This window comes from Desulfosporosinus acididurans (assembly GCF_001029285.1).
Classification (GTDB): Bacteria; Bacillota; Desulfitobacteriia; order Desulfitobacteriales; family Desulfitobacteriaceae; genus Desulfosporosinus; species Desulfosporosinus acididurans.
The window spans coordinates 15,377-31,990 of sequence record NZ_LDZY01000009.1; the positions used below are offsets into that span (position 1 = coordinate 15,377).

The window sequence follows — 16,614 nt, forward strand, 5'->3', positions numbered from 1 at the left end:
AGGGTCTTAGAAGGGGATAAAAACTGAACTATAACTTTGAGAAACAAAAAAAGAGGGATTATGATGCATCTAAGCAGATAATCCCTCTCTAGAATTTAAATTGTTGTTATAATTAGAGCATGAACAACATTTGAGAGTAGGTAGGCATTGGCCAGAGATCTCCATCAATCATGGTTTCAAGCAGGTCTCCGTCTTGACGCAGGTCATTCATAGCTTTGAAAACAACATCGCGATAGAAAGCGGCTTGTTCATAAGCTTCTTCAGTCTTGTCTGCTGCTTCTTGGGTTCTTTTTTCCAGAACGTTTAATTTTGCTTGGAAGGATGCAAGCGTAGAGGAGACATTGTTAAGCAGAGATTCTTGGACTGAAACATCGGCGGCAGCGGAGGCTGATTTAATCGCATTAATAGAGTTCGCCAATTGAGTGGAGTATTTTACTCCCGCGGGAATAATTTGATGTTTAGCCATGTCAATCATGGTTAGTGCTTCGATATTGATCTGTTTGATATATTGTTCCATATTAATTTCGAAGCGAGATTCAATCTCGGTTTTATTCAGAACCTTGTGTTTTTCGTACAAGTCAATCGTTGATTGACGCTTGAGAATGAGTGAGGCATCAACGGTAGACGTAATATTGGGCAATCCGCGGCGTTTTGCTTCTTCAACCCACTCATCGGAATAACCATTGCCGTCGAAGAGAATCCGTTTGTGGTTTGTTGCTGTCTCGCGGAGAATTTGTTTAAGTTCTGCGTTAAAGTCAGAAGCCTTTTCGAGACGATCTGCAAATTGGGAGAGAACTTCAGCCACAATCAAATTAAGAACAACGTTTGGCCCAGAAATTGATTGAGAAGAGGCCACCATACGGAACTCGAATTTGTTTCCGGTGAAGGCGAAAGGCGAAGTGCGGTTGCGGTCGGTTGAATCTTTACGGAAAGAAGGAAGAGTCTCAACACCACTTAATAGTTTATCACCCTGAAGAGATCTCTTGAGACCGCCGTTTTGCAGCTGATTAAAGATATCGGTAAGTTGATCCCCTAAGAAAATTGAGATAATGGCAGGAGGAGCTTCATTCGCACCTAGACGATGGTCATTTCCAGGAATTGCAGCAGATAATCTTAAGAGTTCAGCATAATCATCTACGGCTTTAATGACTGCAGAAACAAAGGTGAGGAATTGGTAATTTTCATGCGGGTTTTTACCAGGGTCAAGAAGGTTGCTTCCATCATTGGTAGACATTGACCAGTTGTTATGTTTGCCTGAGCCATTGACGCCGGCAAAGGGCTTTTCATGGAGCAAGCAGACCAAGTCATGCTTAAGAGCAATTTTTTTCATGGTATCCATGATAATTTGATTATGGTCGGTGGCAATGTTTGTGGTTGTAAAGAGCGGGGCAATTTCAAACTGTCCGGGGGCAACTTCATTATGTTGTGTTTTAGAAAGAACACCCAACTTCCATAGTTCTACATTGACTTCACGCATGAAAGCGGCGACTCGTGTTTTAAGGCTGCCAAAGTAGTGATCTTCAAGTTCTTGTCCCTTTGGAGCCATGGCGCCGAATAAAGTACGACCTGTTAAAACTAGATCAAGTCGTTTATCAAAAAAATTTTTATCGACAAGGAAATACTCTTGTTCAGCACCAACTGTACTGGTGACTTGGGTAGAAGTAGTATTGCCGAAAAGCTTTAATATACGAAGAGCTTGTTTGGAAAGTGCTTGCATGGAGCGCAAAAGAGGTGTTTTTTTGTCAAGTGCTTCTCCGGTGTAAGAGCAAAAGGCAGTAGGAATACATAGTGTTAATCCCCCGCCGTCCTCTTTAAGAAAGGCCGGTGAGGTGCAATCCCAAGCCGTGTACCCTCTAGCTTCAAAGGTAGCCCGAATTCCGCCGCTGGGAAAGGAGGAAGCATCAGGTTCACCTTGGATGAGTTCTTTACCGGAAAACTCCATTACAACTCGTCCGTCACTTGTCGGAGAAATAAATGAATCATGCTTTTCAGCGGTTATGCCAGTCAGCGGTTGAAACCAGTGGGTAAAATGGGTAGCGCCTTTTTCAATAGCCCAATCTTTCATGGCATTAGCAACAACATCAGCGATGCCAGGGTCCAGGGGCAGTCCTTCTTCAATGGTTTTACGTAAGGATTTATAAGCGGCCTTCGGTAGACGTGCTTTCATAACTGTGTCATTAAAAACGTTTTCCCCAAAAATATCCATATCTGTCTTTTCCCCTTCCTAAACTATCAAAATTTCCTCAGATAAACAAAAAGACTCCCCCCTAAAGATTGTATTTCAAATCTTTAAGAAGAGCGTCATTGCTCCATCCAATATAGTCTTAATTTATCACGTTACATAGGATCTGACAAGAGAGAAATCGAAATAATACTGTATCCCCACCGAAGACCTGATGTTCAGCTATAGGCGAACGAGTTCACTGATACTGATTTCATTCATTAGTTTAGCACTTTTTTAATAAGAAGAAAGTAGGGGAGTTTGTCGATGATGATAAATTTATGCTAATGTTTTGCACCAATCTGCACACTTCGTTATAATGAGTGAGTGTGAGAATGAGAGCGAGAGGGGCTGGGTAGATGGCCGCAACGTTTGCCGTCGTAGATGATGATCTGGCGTCCCAACGTATGCTTGCGGATATATTAAATACCAAAGGAGACGTAATTGCAGAATTTTCTTCTGGGCATGAGGCTTTAAGATTTTTTGAGAGCGGTCGCAGAGTTGATGTTTGTTTTATTGATCTCTTGATGCCGGATATCTCAGGAATTGAAGTTGTAGAAAAAGTTCTCTCTATGTTTCCAGAGACTCTGTTTGTTATGATATCCCAGGTGGAAGCAAAGACCTTAATGGCTAAAGCTTATACAGCAGGAATTGAGTTTTTTATTCATAAACCTATTAATCGCAATGAAATATTAGCCATTGCTGAACGCGTATTAGAAAAACAGCGTTTGAAATCCACCCTTGAGCAGATCGAGAAATCGCTGGCGGAAATACGCGCTCTTAAACCAGTTAAAGACTATCAGCCGAACGAGCAGGTGATAAAGAAGAGGTTTCAAGGCATCTTTGCAGATTTAGGGATTGTTGGTGAGACAGGAAGCCGAGAATTACAGGCCATTGTTTTACGCTTTAAAGATCATGAAGAAGAGCTGATAAATCTGCCTTTACGCTCGATTTATCAAGCAATTGCTGGAAATGAAGAAGAGATACAAAGCATTGAACAAAGGATCCGCAGAGTAATAAAACAAGCACTAGAAAACATAGCTTTACGGGGTTTGGAGGATTTCTATGACGAATATTTTGAACGGTATGCCTCGAAATATTTTGATTATGCTGAAGTCCGCGACCGTGTGCTGGAGTTACGTCAGAAGCGAACAAGTTCGGCAAGAATAAATATCCGCAAATTTATAATAGCTTTATACATGGACGTGCTTCATGATATCTAAACCTTATGCCTCCAGGAATGCTTGTCAGTTCCTGTAGGATTCTGTAGTCCTCATTGTATAGTGTTATCAGAAACTTTCGCAAAATTATGAACAGGGGGGGTTCTGATGACGGAACGAAAAAAAATGGGGCTGGCAACAAAAATTATTATTGGTTTGGCTCTGGGTATTCTCTATGGATATTTTTTCCGAAACTATTCTGGATGGCTCAAACCCGTTGGAGACATGTTCATTCGCTCCATTAAAATGATCGTAGTCCCGATTGTCTTTTCTACGATTGTTATTGGCATCGCAGGTGTGGGTGACCTGAAGAAAGTTGGAAAGCTTGGCGGCAAAACTCTTATTTATTTTGAGATTATCACAACGATTGCTATTTTACTTGGAGTAACTGTAGCCAATGTAACGAAACCAGGAGTCGGTATTAACTTAAGCAGCATAACCAAAGTTGATATTAGCGCTTACACCAGCACAGCAACTCATCACACGACAACGGACTTATTTGTAAACCTGATCCCTACGAACATTGTAGATTCCTTAGCCCGTGCAGATTTGCTGCAAGTTATCTTTTTCGCTGTTCTTTTTGGTGTGGCTTTGGCCGGAGTTGGAGAAATCGGCAAACCTGTTCTTCATTTTTTCCAGGGTGTTGCCGAAACGATGTTTAAATTGACAAATATCATTATGACTGCTGCGCCCTACGGAGTTTTTGCCTTAATGGGATTCACTGTCTCCCAGTTTGGGTTAGCAGTGCTTCTTCCTTTAGGTAAATTGGTGGGAATTCTCTATCTGACCATGGCCTTTTTCGTGGTTGTGGTTTTCGGACTAGTTGCTAAGCTTGCGGGTATTAATTTATTCACAATGCTTAGAAACCTTAGCGCCGAGATGTTGATCGCTTTCTCAACCGACAGCTCCGAATCTGTCTTCCCAAGAATCCTCAAAAAAATGGAGCAATTCGGCGTTCCTAAATCCATCGTTACGTTTGTTGTTCCGACAGGATATACCTTTAATTTAGATGGCAGTGCTCTTTATCAAGGATTAGCTGTACCGTTTATTGCGCAAATGTACGGGATTCATTTGACTTTTCTCCATACGTTAACGATTATTGCCGTATTGATGATTACTTCAAAAGGAATGGCTGGAGTTCCTGGAGTATCCTTTGTCGTTTTAGCATCAACATTGGCCTCGACAGGTCTCCCGGTGGAAGGGTTAGCTCTAATTGCCGGAGTCGACAGAATTATGGACATGGGGCGTACCGTGGTGAATGTTATCGGAGTTTCTCTAGCCTCAGTCGTTATGGCGAGACTTGAAGGAGTCTTTGATCGTTCAAGAGCAACTTATCCGTTACAACCCTTACCAGAAGATGTAGAAAGTAATCTTGGAGATCTTGATCAGCTTAAGGAAAACTCAGTGATGACAGAATCATTTGCCAAGTAATCATTAAAAGTATAAAGTTATAATTGCACATTAAATTTCTTTCAAAGCCTATACTATAAACAATTTAAATATTGCCGTTCTTTTGGGGATGTAGACTGGGGTTGCCGGCTGCATCCTCTTGCATCTGGAGGGTGTTAAATGAATTTGGAGAAATGGATGAACTGGCTATCTGACATACAAAAGAAGATGCCGTTTGATACTCTGCGAGCAGCCCTAATCGTGGGAACGTATATTTTGGGTGAAATAGGTTTTTTTCCTTTTGGATCAACATTTCGCTTAGGATTAGGCAGTGTATTTTATGTTTTATGTCTTTATACTTTCCCAAGATTAGCAACTCTCGTTAACGGCTGTTTAACAGGTGCTGTCGTTGTATTTATTAGAGTTATAGCCGATCGTTTCATCTATGTTCGCCCATTATCCTGGCATAATCTTATCCTGGAAAATGCGCCCGCTCTGATTTATTATCTAGCTTTGACGGGCGGAATTCTTGTTTCAAAAGTAAGGTATTGGAAAACAAATACCATAAAAACTAGTTTGTATTTTATGGTATTTGATTTGATTGCTAATCTGTTAGAATTCGCCTTTACGGCGAATGTTCACACGACCTGGCATAGTATTTATGTCTTAGTCTTAGGAGCGGGCGTTAAAGGACTATTTTTTCTAGCCTTTATCGCTACTACAGAGTTGTTTCGTCAAAGAATTTTGCAGGAAAAGGAACGAGAAAAGTTCCAAGGGCAGCTTCTTATGGGAGCAACTCTTTATGCCGAAGGATTTTTTTTAAAAAAAATTATGAAGGAAATTGAAGAAGCAACGGAAAAAAGCTTTCAACTTTATCAAGAATACTTACCGGAATCGGCTAGTCTTAGCCAGCAGAATGAGCTTTTGAAATTAGCTGAGAAAATTCACGAAATCAAAAAAGATACGCAACGCGTTTTCAGCAGTTTAGAATCGTTGATAGAGCCTAACGATTACACAAGAATAGACCTTGGAGAGGCCCTGGACCTTGTTGTTGAGAGTCAGCAGCGTTATGCTTTTGCTCATCATAAAGAGGTACAATGGCTGCGTTCATCGGGGTCTAATCATTACTTTGTTGAAAATTTCTTTCCTATATTAGTAGTTGTTAACAATATCTTGGCTAATGGGATAGATGCTATTGCAAGGTCGGGAGAAATTGCTGTTGTCTGGCATGTACGTGAGGAGACCCTATATCTGCATCTTGGCAATACTGGAAAACCAATTTCACCGGACGATCGAGAACTAATATTTTTGCCGGGATTTACTACGAAATACTCAGATTCGGGAACCGCATCGACAGGAATTGGACTTACCCATGTGCTTCATGTTTTGGCCGAAGTAAAGGGTACGGTGAGCATTAGTCAAACTGAAGGCAGACAAATCTGGACTTGGTTTCATGTACAGCTGCCAATAGTTTAGAACGTTGAAAAAGATAATAATTTGTATTCTTGCAATTTATGCGGATATAATTATAATAAGCTAAAATAGTATACAAGGTTATTAATAGTTTACGACCTTGTGTACTCATGTAAAGGAGTATCTGTTGTGCTGGAAATTGGTAAGTATTATAAACTCAAAATTAATAATTTTACGTCGTTTGGGGCTTATTTGGACGCCGGAACAGGGGAAAGGAAAGATAATATCCTTTTGCCGCTGAAACAGGTTCCTGAGGGGGCCAAAGAGGGTGATGTCCTTGAAGTTTTTATTTATAGGGATTCTGAAGAGCGGATGATCGCAACACGGCAAAAACCTTATGCTCAATTAGGGGATCTAGCCTATTTAAGGGTCAGCGCCAGAACTAAAATTGGAGCGTTTCTGGATATTGGGCTGGAACGAGGGTTGCTTTTACCCTTTCATGAGCAGAAATTTTCGGTCCAAGTCGATAAATACTATTTAGTTAAGGTATACTTGGATAAAAGTCAGCGCTTATGTGCTACAACAGAAATTTATGAGTATTTAACTGCAGATTCTCCTTATCAAAAAAATGACAAGGTTACAGGGACTGTTTACAGAATCAATCTTCCAATAGGTATATTTGTAGCCGTAGACAATAAATATTGTGGCTTAATACCAAGTTCGGAGTGTTATACTGACATAAAGGAGGGCGATCAAGTAGAAGGACGAGTAATCAGAGTTCGCGACGATGGAAAATTGGATCTTTCTCTTCGAGACCTTTCTTATCTGCAACTTGATAAAGATGGTATGAAAATATTAGAACAAATCCGTCAAGGCGATGGTTTTCTGCCGTTACATGATAAAAGCAGCCCTTTAGAAATTGAAAGTCGGCTTCAAATGAGCAAAGCTGCCTTTAAGAGGGCTGTAGGCAGGCTGCTCAAAGAAAATAAGGTGGTAAAGTCAGAGCATGGTTTAAAGGAGAAATTGCTTTGAGTCCAACCAGTGAAGAAGGACGTTCAGCGAAAATACTTGTTGATGCGGATGCTTGTCCGAGATCAGTTTTGCAAATCTGTCTCAGGCTTGCTAAAATATATTCTATTCAGGTCTGGACAATTGCTAGTTTCAACCATAAGATTGAATCGGATTTTCATGTTGTTGTAGGGAATGCTTCTCAAGAAGCAGATATACGCCTGATGAATCTTGCACATGCTGGTGATGTGGCTGTGACTCAAGACTGGGGGTTAGCAGCCATGTTATTAGGCAAAGGGGTACGGTGTCTGAATCCTACGGGCAGAGAATTCAGCAATGACACAATTGAGTTTTTGCTTGAAGAACGTGAAACTAAAGCAAAGTTTCGCAGGGGCGGCGGGAGGACAAAAGGTCCTCAAAAAAGGAAACTGGAAGACGATCAATTTTTCGAAGACAGTTTACGACGTATATTACAGGATATATATGGAATAAAAAGCGGCCACGAAAAGATATAACGCTGATCACCATGCGCCACATAAGTCAAAGAAATTATGTGAGGACAAGAGAGATTTCTAAATAAAAGGATGTAAAAACACCTAAAAGGCTTTGCACTTTTGGACAAAGTTGATTAAACTATTGAAGGAGACTGCAAATCAATCTTAGTCTGCCTTATTTAATGCATTTAATTTTAATTGGAGGGTTTGTAGTGAGCACAACAGTGGAAACCAAAGAATTTCAAACGGAAATTCGTCAGTTATTGGACATTGTCATTCACTCTCTTTATACTGAGAGAGAAATCTTTTTGCGGGAACTCATCTCGAACTCCGCAGATGCTATGGAGAAACTTCGGTATACCCAGCTGACGGGGCAAGACGTTTATCAAAAAGACTTGCCGTTAGAAATTAATATTGATACTTCTGAAGAGGCACATACACTCACAATTACGGATAACGGTGTAGGTTTGACTCGCGAAGAACTTGCTGAGAACCTTGGAACCATTGCTCATTCGGGTTCCAAAGAATTTATTAAACATTTAAGTGAGAAAGGGAATCAAAAAGATTTAAATCTCATTGGTCAGTTTGGAGTTGGGTTTTATTCTGCCTTTATGGTTGCAGAGCGAGTAACAATTTATACTCGGACCTTTTTACCGGAAGGAGAAAGTCTGATTTGGGAATCAGACGGGACAGGCAGCTATACTATAAAACCTGGGGATGACTATCAGCGTGGTACGAAAATGGTCCTTCATTTAAAAGAGGATGCCTATGATTTTGCTAAAGTTGAAACAATACAGCGAATTATTAAGCAGTATTCAAGTTTTGTTCCTTATCCAGTGACCGTTAACGGGCAGAAAGTCAACACCGTTGATGCCCTATGGACTAAAAACAAGAGTGAAATTAGCGATGATCAGTATAATGAGTTTTATAAGTTTATCGCTAATGCTCATGATGAGCCTCTTTATCGCTTACATTTTTCCTCGGATGCACCTTTAAATATCAATACGCTGCTTTTTGTTCCCCAAGAGAACTTTGAACAATTTGGATTTGGACGAATGGAACCGGGTGTTAATTTATATTGTAAAAAGGTCCTGATTCAAGAGAAATCCACTGCAATTTTACCAGAATGGCTGCGCTTTTTAAGAGGTGTTATCGATAGCGAAGAGCTTCCTTTAAATATTTCCCGGGAAACGATGCAAGATAGCGCCTTGGTTGGTAAACTTAATAAAGTAGTCACGACCCGATTTATAAAATTCCTCGAAGGCCAGATTACTTCGGAACCGGAAAAGTATAAAACATTTTGGGAGAAATTCAACTTATTTATTAAAGAAGGTGCAGCCAATGACTTTACACATCGCAACGACCTTCTTAAGCTCTTACAATTTGAATCGTCGAATACCCAAGTGGGTGAACTTATTACCCTAAGCCAATATGTCTCAAGGATGAAAGAGGGTCAAACGGCAATCTATTATGTTAATGGACCTTCCCGCGAGACGATTGAAACTGGTCCGTATTTAGAAATATTCCGGGACAAAGGCTTAGAAGTTATCTACACTTATGCGGCCATTGACGATTATATCTTTGGAACAATTGGGGAATTCGAAGGTAAACGGCTTGTATCCGCTGATGAAGCCAATCTGGATCTGATCGACAAAGAACCGAAAGATCGAAGCGAAGAAGCTTTACCTGAAGAACAAGTCGCAGCTCTGACTGCTTGGCTAAAAGAGGTATTGGGAGCAAAGGTTACAGATGTAAGGGAATCGAAACGTTTAATTGACAGTCCGGCCGTTGTGCTAAGCCCTTATGGAACGAACAGTATGCAAAGAATGATGCAGCTTATGAATAAGGACTTCGACAGCGTTGGTCCTAGTGTTCTGGAAATTAATGCTGCTCATCCAATGATCAAACAGTTGGATACGGCACGGATTAATGAAGATTCTTTTGCGAAAGTCGCCGCTGAACAAATTTTCGAAAATGCACAGATTGCAGCAGGGCTAATCTTAGATCCTCGAGGTATGGTCAACAGGCTTAATCAAATTATTGAGCGAGCGCTCGCAAAGTAAACTTGTTCAGCTAAAGCTGAACATCAAGACTTCGGTGGGGGACCCTACCCCCACTCTAACCCCACCGAAGCAGAGTGCGGGGGACACCACTCCTACTTATAGAAGTGGGAGTCTTACGATTGGATAAATGCATTTACACTGAAGTGAAGGATGAACTCTCTTCCCACCGAAGCGAGGTATGAGAACCACTTGTAAGAATAGGAGAAAGAACGAGCAATAATATTCGTTCTTTCTCTACGGGTAATATAAAAATTATATGCAAAACAACCTTATAACTATCGAATTTTATCGGAATTTCCAGTTAATCCTTGGGTTATGCTATGCTTAAACTTATATTGCTATGGGATTATCTAATAGTACAATTAGGAATAAGAATTTTACAAGCAGGACAAAAATCCTTAAACTGAAAGTGATAATAAGAACAAACACAATCCGAATAGTTGAAAATCTCCTAATTTTAATTGGCAAAATCACTTTTTACCCCTGGTAATTGCCTGGAGATCAAATATTAGTTAAGGGGAAAGTCGGTGTTGGATGGAGAACATGACGCCATTCGGCATCGACTCAGTTGTCTTAAAGAAATTATTGACAAGGAGTGGTCATCGTGGACTCAAAGTTAAAAGACCTTCTCGAGAAAAAGAGATCAGAACTTGTCTCAAAATGGATTGATGCAATAATCAGCACCTATCCCAAAGATCCATCAGGCATGTTGAAAAACAAAAAAGACAGATTCGAAAATCCTATAGGGCATACGATCACGAATGTAACGCAGAATCTGTTTCAAGCTCTCTTAGACGAAAAAAGTTTTACTGATTGCAAGCAGCTTTTGGATGATATTATACGAGTAAGAGCTGTACAAGATTTTGCCCCTTCAAAAGCAGTAAGCTTTATTTTTATGCTTAAAAATGTGGTTAGAGAAGAACTCGGTAAGGAAATCAGGCAGAACCAGATCTACGAAGAAATTTTTAAATTTGAATCTCAACTTGATGATCTGGCTCTTTTTGCCTTTGATATATATTCGGGTTGTCGGGAACAACTCAACCAGCTTAAAACGGACGAACTTAAACGAATGACATTCACACTACTCAAAAAGGCTAATTTGATGTCCGAGATCCCAGCTCAAGAGTTTGAGCACAAAGAATTAAAATTTAATTTGTAAAGGAAGGAGGTCGTAGAGTGAAAGCCTTTTATTCTTTCCTCGCAGTAATCGTTCTTATCCTTGTTGCCGTTATTGGAGGCAGTATCGCAAATTTACATTTCTTTTTTGGTATCATAATACCGTATGTGGCCTTTGTGTTGTTTGTGGGTGGGTTTATTTATCGTATTATTAAGTGGGGTCGTTCGCCGGTTCCCTACCGCATTCCAACAACTTGTGGCCAACAAAAATCCTTACCTTGGATCAAACAAGCGAAGATTGAAAATCCGACATCAGCCCTTGGCGTTATAGTGAGGATGGCTTCAGAAGTACTCTTGTTTCGCTCGCTGTTTCGAAACACTAAGACCGAATTAAGGGAAGGGGAAAATGGGCCGCAATTAGCGTATGGCTCTGCAAAGTGGCTTTGGTTAGGAAGCTTGGTGTTTCACTGGTCGTTTCTGATTATTATTATAAGGCACTTAAGATTCTTCTTAGAACCAATCCCGGTTGCCTTGCAGTTGGTTGACAGCGTTGACAGCATGCTTCAAATTGGATTGCCGCAAATTTATATTACAGACTTATTATTCCTTGCAGCAATTACATTCCTCTTCCTAAGAAGAGTTTGTGTTCCAAGAATCAAATACATTTCTCTTCCTGCCGATTATTTCCCTCTTTTATTGATTTTCGGTATAGCGGTTTCTGGAATTCTCATGCGTTATTTCGATAAAGTGGATTTAATTTCGGTTAAGGAATTAGCTTTGGGGATAGCTACCTTACATCCTGTGTTACCTTCGGATATCGGCGCTATTTTCTATGTGCATTTATTCTTAATATGCTGCCTCTTTGTGTATTTCCCAACAAGCAAGCTGATGCACATGGGTGGAATTTTCATGAGTCCGACTCGTAATATGATCAGTAATAATCGCATGGTTCGGCATATTAATCCTTGGAATCATGCTGTAGAAGTTCATAGCTATGCTGAGTATGAAGATGAATTTAGAGAGAAAATGAAAAAAGCTGGTATACCGGTGGAAAAGGAGTGATCACGGATGGCGAAATATAAGCTTCCTAAACCTGGAGAACTATCATCAAGCATCAACTATAATCCTCCGGCAAAGGATTGGATGGATATTCCGGTTGAGTTTAAACCAGCTACCTATCCTGCGGCTGCAAAAGAGAAAGATTTGTTAACTGTAGGCTTTCCCAATGCTCATCAGTGGACGCCGGAAGACGAAGATTGGAACCTGCCGGATGGCTGGGAAGATACTGTTATCAAGGGTATTGAAGAGAGACTAAGTAAATATCGTTCTTTTAAGTTGTTTATGGATGTCTGTGTAAGATGCGGTGCTTGTGCCGATAAATGCCATTTCTATATCGGTACAGGCGATCCTAAGAATATGCCGGTTGTCAGAGCAGAATTATTAAGATCTGTTTACAAAAGGTATTTTACGAAAGCCGGGAAAGTTTTAGGACGATTGGCTGGGGCACGCGATCTCGATGCTGATGTTTTAAAAGAATGGTGGTACTATTTCTTTCAATGTACTGAATGCCGACGTTGTTCTGTCTTTTGCCCTTATGGGATTGACACAGCTGAGTTAACAATCATGGGCAGAGAACTGCTCAATTTGTTAGGCTTGAATATCAACTGGATTGCCGGACCGGTAGCGGCTTGCTACAGCAAGGGAAATCACTTGGGTATCGAGCCACACGCCTTAAAAAGTAATATTGAACTCATGATTGATGATATTGAGGATATAACAGGAATCAGAGTCAATCCAACCTTTAATCGGAAGGGCGCTGAGATTTTGTTTGTTACTCCCTCAGGTGACTACATGGGCGAGCCGGGGATTTATACCTGTATGGGCTATCTAATGCTTTTCCATGAGCTCGGTTTGGATTATACCTGGAGTACCTATGCTTCAGAGGGGGGGAACTTCGGATTTTTCACCTCTAATGACATGGCTAAGAGATTGAACTCTAAGATTTATGCCGAAGCTAAACGTCTAGGAGTAAAATGGATTTTAGGCGGAGAATGCGGTCATATGTGGCGTGTTTTGAACCAATATATGGATACTTGGAATGGTCCTGCCGATTTCCTTGAAGTGCCAGTTTCCCCAATCACCGGTACGAGATTTGAAAACGCTAAATCTACCAAGATGGTTCATATTACAGAGTTTACCGCAGATTTAATCAAACACAATAAACTCAAATTAGATCCAAGCAGAAATGATCATTTGAGAGTGACTTTCCATGACTCTTGTAATCCAGCTCGTGGTATGGGATTATTTGATGAACCGAGATACGTAATCAAATCAGTCTGCAATAATTTCTTTGAGATGCCAGAAAATACAATCCGTGAAAAAACCTTTTGCTGCGGCAGCGGTTCGGGATTAAATGCAACCGAAAATATGGAAGAACGAATGAGGGGCGGGTTCCCTCGAGCCAATGCAGTAAAATATGTCCATGATAAACATGGTGTCAATATGCTGGCAAATATATGTGCAGTTGACAGGGCAGCTTTTCCTGCATTGATGGATTACTGGGTTCCAGGTGTAGGTGTTACAGGTACGCATGAATTAGTAGCCAATGCTTTAGTTATGAAGGGCGAAAAAGAACGGACAACTAATTTACGTGGTGAGGATCTACCTGGAAAGGAGGGCAATGAATAATGTATAAAGGCGGAAGAATTATTGCTTCGCTGATAGTTTTTGTTGCTGTTCTCGCATTTCCTTTCTTCTATAATTTGGGTAAAGCAAACGCTGGCCCAGTCATTAATGTTCCATCAGGCACTCAGTGTGTAGAACCAGTAGCATATATGAGAGCTAATCATATGCAGCTGCTTAATCAATGGAGAGATGAATATGTACGCCAAGGCAAGACGGTGTATGTAAATAGTCAAGGTAAATCCTTTAATATTAATATTGACACCTGTCTGCAGTGCCACTATTCTAATTCAGCGACGAGTAGTTCACCAGCTGCAACTCACCCTGCGGTGAGCACAACTGGTGCTAGTAACCCTGCGGCTACTACTGAAGCGAGTAACTCCGTAGTAAATCCGTCCGATCAATTCTGTGTTACATGCCATAAATATGCATCAGTAGAGCCGACCTGCTGGAGTTGCCACAATCTACCAGAGGGGGCGAATCAATGAGCATCAATAGACGTCAATTCTTAAAAAGAGCTGGGGTTGTAACAGCACTCGGACTCGGAAGTTCGTTTGCAACCATAGGAATCGGTGATCGTTTGGCTTCGGCGGCTTCTGAGTATGAGGAAGCACCTAACGCTGATAAAATCAAACATTGGGCCATGGTCGTCGATATGAGTAAGTTTAAAACTGAGGAAGATATTAATAGAGTTATCCAATCATGTGACAAGATTCATAATATACCACAGATGGACAGTTCTAAGGATGAAATCAAATGGATTTGGTATGATGATTACGAACACACGTTCGCAGATTCTGAGAACGAGTATCTCGATGAAACTATGAAAAAAATGCCATTTATTGTAATGTGTAATCATTGCGAAAATCCAGCGTGCGTTCGTGCATGTCCGACAGGTGCAACTTTCAAACGAGAAGATGGTATAGTAACGATGGATTTTCATCGCTGCATCGGATGTCGTTTCTGTATGGGTGCATGTCCTTTCGGAGCCAGAAGTTTCAACTTTAGAGATCCCAGACCTTTCATTAAAGATTTCAACCCGAATTTTCCAACCAGGACCCAAGGTGTTGTAGAAAAATGTTTGGGTTGTTATGAGAGATTGGAAAAAGGGGAACAACCTGCTTGTGCTGAGGCTTCGAATGGCGGATTAATTTTCGGCGATTTAAGTGATCAAAATTCAGAGGTTTATAAAATTGTCAGTACAAAATTTACGATTCGCCGTAAGACACAATTTGGAACCCAACCTAATGTCTATTACTTGGTAGGAGGTGGGGACCATGCTTGAAAAAGCTTTGTCAGGCAGTAAAAAATATTGGACTTGGATTATTTTTCTGCTAGCTGTTATCGTCGTTGGTTTCTTTTCCTATATGAGACAGTATAATTATGGTCTCGGGCTCACAGGTATGAGCCGCGATGTTTCCTGGGGCCTGTATATTGCACAGTTTACCTTTCTTGTTGGTGTCGCAGCAGCTGCTGTTATGCTGGTAACACCCTATTATCTGCACGATTTCAAACGTTTTGGCAAAATGGTAATCTTAGCTGAATTTTTAGCTATTGGTGCCGTGATCATGTGTATCCTATTCATCTTTGTTGACGTTGGTCAGCCAATGCGTATCCTCAACGTACTATTGTATCCGCAGCTTCACTCAGTAATGTTTTATGATATGTGTGTTTTGTGTGGATATCTGGCAATTAACTTGATCGTAGGCTGGACTACTTTAGGTGCAGAACGCAAAGGAGTTCACTATCCGAACTGGGTTAAACCAATTATATATTTGTCAATCCCTTGGGCCTTCAGCATTCACACGGTGACAGCGTTCTTGTATGCTGGTTTGCCAGGCAGAAGTTTCTGGATGAGTGCAATTATGGCAGCCCGGTTCTTGGCATCTGCTTTTGCAGCTGGTCCTTCGCTTTTAATTATCTTGGCGTTAATTGTGCGTAAAGTTAGCAAGTTTGATCCTGATCCGGATCGCAATGCAATACCCTCTCTTGTTAAAATTATTCGCTACGCAATGATCGCCAATGTGTTCTTTTATCTTTGTGAAGTATTTACTGCGTTTTATAGTAATGTTCCTGAGGAAATGGCTTCATTTAAGTATATATTTGTTGGAATTGACGGACATGCTACTCTCGTGCCTTGGATGTGGACAGCAGCATTTCTGGCGTTTCTCGGTATTGCTTTGCTAGTCTTCCCGACCAGGAAAAATCCAGTTTTACTGCCAATTGCCCTTTTATCCATCTATTTCGCAAACTGGATTGATAAAGGTGTTGTCTTGATACTTGCCGGATTCGTCCCTAATTCATTCGATAGAGTTGTGGATTATATTCCTACAGCTAACGAAATATCAATCGTCCTTGCCGTTTATGCGATAGGAGCATTAATCGTAACAGTTCTTTATAAAGTTGCTATCTCTGTTCGAGAAGAACAGCAGGCATAAGTTTTAGTTTTTTGTTTATGTTATTTTTGTTGATAATGATTGAGTTAACCATTAAAATAAACTCATCAATATCAATTTTATAAACTCATTAAAGGAGGATATTTAAAATGTCACAAATTACTGTGGGGGATTTAGTCGTAGAATTGGATGAAGACGGTTTCTTAGAGGATCATAAACAATGGACCGTTGACGTAGCAAATTACCTTGCCAAAACTGAAGAAATCGAAGAATTAGGTGAAGAGCACTGGAAAATGATCAATTACCTCAGAGAATACTTTGATCAATTCGGTGTTGCTCCAATGGTTCGTAAAATGTGCAAAGACACCGGTTTTGACCAAAAGAAAATCTATGAATTATTCCCAGCTGGCCCTGGAAAGGGAGCTTGCAAAATCGCTGGCTTACCGAAACCGACCGGTTGCGTGTAAAAACTGCTTAATCCAGTTCATCAGTCCTTGGGTTATAATGAATTTAGAAGTTTGGAGTCGATCGCTAAAGATCGGCTCCTTTCCATTTATAGCCCAAAGTATAGGCAGGGATTTGAAAAGTTGACGTAGAACACATACAATGGTA

Annotated in this window: 14 protein-coding genes; 13 read left to right on the forward strand and 1 reads right to left on the reverse strand. The window is 40.6% G+C overall.

Annotated elements, in window-relative coordinates; all coding sequences use genetic code 11:
- Positions 1-112: 112 nt before the first annotated feature.
- Positions 113-2,206: a glutamine synthetase III family protein gene (locus DEAC_RS13285; RefSeq protein WP_047810561.1), complete on the reverse strand. Its 2,094-nt coding sequence runs from the start codon at positions 2,204-2,206 to the stop codon at positions 113-115.
- 374 nt (positions 2,207-2,580) lie between these two features.
- Here DEAC_RS13285 and DEAC_RS13290 point away from each other — a divergent pair, with 374 nt between their 5' ends.
- The 13 genes from DEAC_RS13290 to DEAC_RS13350 all read left to right on the forward strand — a co-directional run bounded on the left by DEAC_RS13290 (position 2,581) and on the right by DEAC_RS13350 (position 16,469).
- Positions 2,581-3,444, forward strand: a complete 864-nt coding sequence (locus DEAC_RS13290) for a response regulator (protein WP_047810562.1) — start codon at positions 2,581-2,583, stop codon at positions 3,442-3,444.
- Between the two features lie 105 nt (positions 3,445-3,549).
- Positions 3,550-4,872, forward strand: a complete 1,323-nt coding sequence (locus tag DEAC_RS13295; protein ID WP_047810563.1) for a dicarboxylate/amino acid:cation symporter — start codon at positions 3,550-3,552, stop codon at positions 4,870-4,872.
- A 138-nt stretch (positions 4,873-5,010) separates the two neighbouring features.
- Positions 5,011-6,306: an ATP-binding protein gene (locus DEAC_RS13300; RefSeq protein WP_047810564.1), complete on the forward strand. Its 1,296-nt coding sequence runs from the start codon at positions 5,011-5,013 to the stop codon at positions 6,304-6,306.
- A gap of 126 nt (positions 6,307-6,432) precedes the next feature.
- Positions 6,433-7,275, forward strand: a complete 843-nt coding sequence (locus DEAC_RS13305) for a CvfB family protein (protein WP_047810565.1) — start codon at positions 6,433-6,435, stop codon at positions 7,273-7,275.
- The gene (locus DEAC_RS13310; RefSeq protein ID WP_047810566.1) at positions 7,272-7,766 is read left to right on the forward strand and encodes a YaiI/YqxD family protein; all 495 of its coding nucleotides are present in this window, start codon (positions 7,272-7,274) and stop codon (positions 7,764-7,766) included. Before DEAC_RS13305 ends, DEAC_RS13310 begins: the two co-directional genes overlap by 4 nt.
- A 161-nt stretch (positions 7,767-7,927) precedes the next feature.
- Positions 7,928-9,808 (forward strand): molecular chaperone HtpG, encoded by a 1,881-nt coding sequence (gene htpG / locus DEAC_RS13315; protein WP_047810567.1) that lies wholly within the window; start codon positions 7,928-7,930, stop codon positions 9,806-9,808.
- 604 nt (positions 9,809-10,412) lie between these two features.
- Positions 10,413-10,967 (forward strand): RsbRD N-terminal domain-containing protein, encoded by a 555-nt coding sequence (locus DEAC_RS13320; RefSeq protein ID WP_047810568.1) that lies wholly within the window; start codon positions 10,413-10,415, stop codon positions 10,965-10,967.
- A gap of 17 nt (positions 10,968-10,984) precedes the next feature.
- Positions 10,985-11,986: a sulfate reduction electron transfer complex DsrMKJOP subunit DsrM gene (gene dsrM / locus DEAC_RS13325; RefSeq protein ID WP_047810569.1), complete on the forward strand. Its 1,002-nt coding sequence runs from the start codon at positions 10,985-10,987 to the stop codon at positions 11,984-11,986.
- A gap of 6 nt (positions 11,987-11,992) precedes the next feature.
- Positions 11,993-13,612, forward strand: coding sequence for a sulfate reduction electron transfer complex DsrMKJOP subunit DsrK (dsrK, locus tag DEAC_RS13330; protein ID WP_047810570.1), 1,620 nt, complete (start codon positions 11,993-11,995; stop codon positions 13,610-13,612).
- Positions 13,612-14,094, forward strand: coding sequence for a sulfate reduction electron transfer complex DsrMKJOP subunit DsrJ (dsrJ, locus tag DEAC_RS13335; protein WP_047810571.1), 483 nt, complete (start codon positions 13,612-13,614; stop codon positions 14,092-14,094). Before dsrK ends, dsrJ begins: the two co-directional genes overlap by 1 nt.
- Positions 14,091-14,891: a sulfate reduction electron transfer complex DsrMKJOP subunit DsrO gene (gene dsrO / locus DEAC_RS13340; RefSeq protein WP_047810572.1), complete on the forward strand. Its 801-nt coding sequence runs from the start codon at positions 14,091-14,093 to the stop codon at positions 14,889-14,891. The genes dsrJ and dsrO overlap by 4 nt, the downstream gene beginning before the upstream one ends.
- Positions 14,884-16,044, forward strand: a complete 1,161-nt coding sequence (gene dsrP / locus DEAC_RS13345; protein ID WP_047810573.1) for a sulfate reduction electron transfer complex DsrMKJOP subunit DsrP — start codon at positions 14,884-14,886, stop codon at positions 16,042-16,044. The genes dsrO and dsrP overlap by 8 nt, the downstream gene beginning before the upstream one ends.
- 107 nt (positions 16,045-16,151) lie before the next feature.
- Positions 16,152-16,469 carry a TusE/DsrC/DsvC family sulfur relay protein gene (locus DEAC_RS13350; protein WP_047810574.1) on the forward strand — a complete coding sequence of 106 codons (318 nt, stop codon included), beginning with the start codon at positions 16,152-16,154 and terminating at the stop codon, positions 16,467-16,469.
- The last annotated feature ends 145 nt before the right edge of the window (positions 16,470-16,614 follow it).

What these genes read in the sequence shown, in the direction of transcription:
- DEAC_RS13350 (WP_047810574.1), top strand. Translation starts at nt 16,152, where the DNA reads ATGTCACAAATTACTGTGGGGGATTTAGTCGTAGAATTGGATGAAGAC.
- DEAC_RS13300 (WP_047810564.1), top strand. Translation starts at nt 5,011, where the DNA reads ATGAATTTGGAGAAATGGATGAACTGGCTATCTGACATACAAAAGAAG.
- dsrO (WP_047810572.1), top strand. Translation starts at nt 14,091, where the DNA reads ATGAGCATCAATAGACGTCAATTCTTAAAAAGAGCTGGGGTTGTAACA.
- dsrK (WP_047810570.1), top strand. Translation starts at nt 11,993, where the DNA reads ATGGCGAAATATAAGCTTCCTAAACCTGGAGAACTATCATCAAGCATC.
- htpG (WP_047810567.1), top strand. Translation starts at nt 7,928, where the DNA reads ATGCATTTAATTTTAATTGGAGGGTTTGTAGTGAGCACAACAGTGGAA.
- DEAC_RS13290 (WP_047810562.1), top strand. Translation starts at nt 2,581, where the DNA reads ATGGCCGCAACGTTTGCCGTCGTAGATGATGATCTGGCGTCCCAACGT.
- dsrP (WP_047810573.1), top strand. Translation starts at nt 14,884, where the DNA reads ATGCTTGAAAAAGCTTTGTCAGGCAGTAAAAAATATTGGACTTGGATT.
- DEAC_RS13295 (WP_047810563.1), top strand. Translation starts at nt 3,550, where the DNA reads ATGACGGAACGAAAAAAAATGGGGCTGGCAACAAAAATTATTATTGGT.
- DEAC_RS13285 (WP_047810561.1), bottom strand. Translation starts at nt 2,206, where the DNA reads ATGGATATTTTTGGGGAAAACGTTTTTAATGACACAGTTATGAAAGCA.
- dsrJ (WP_047810571.1), top strand. Translation starts at nt 13,612, where the DNA reads ATGTATAAAGGCGGAAGAATTATTGCTTCGCTGATAGTTTTTGTTGCT.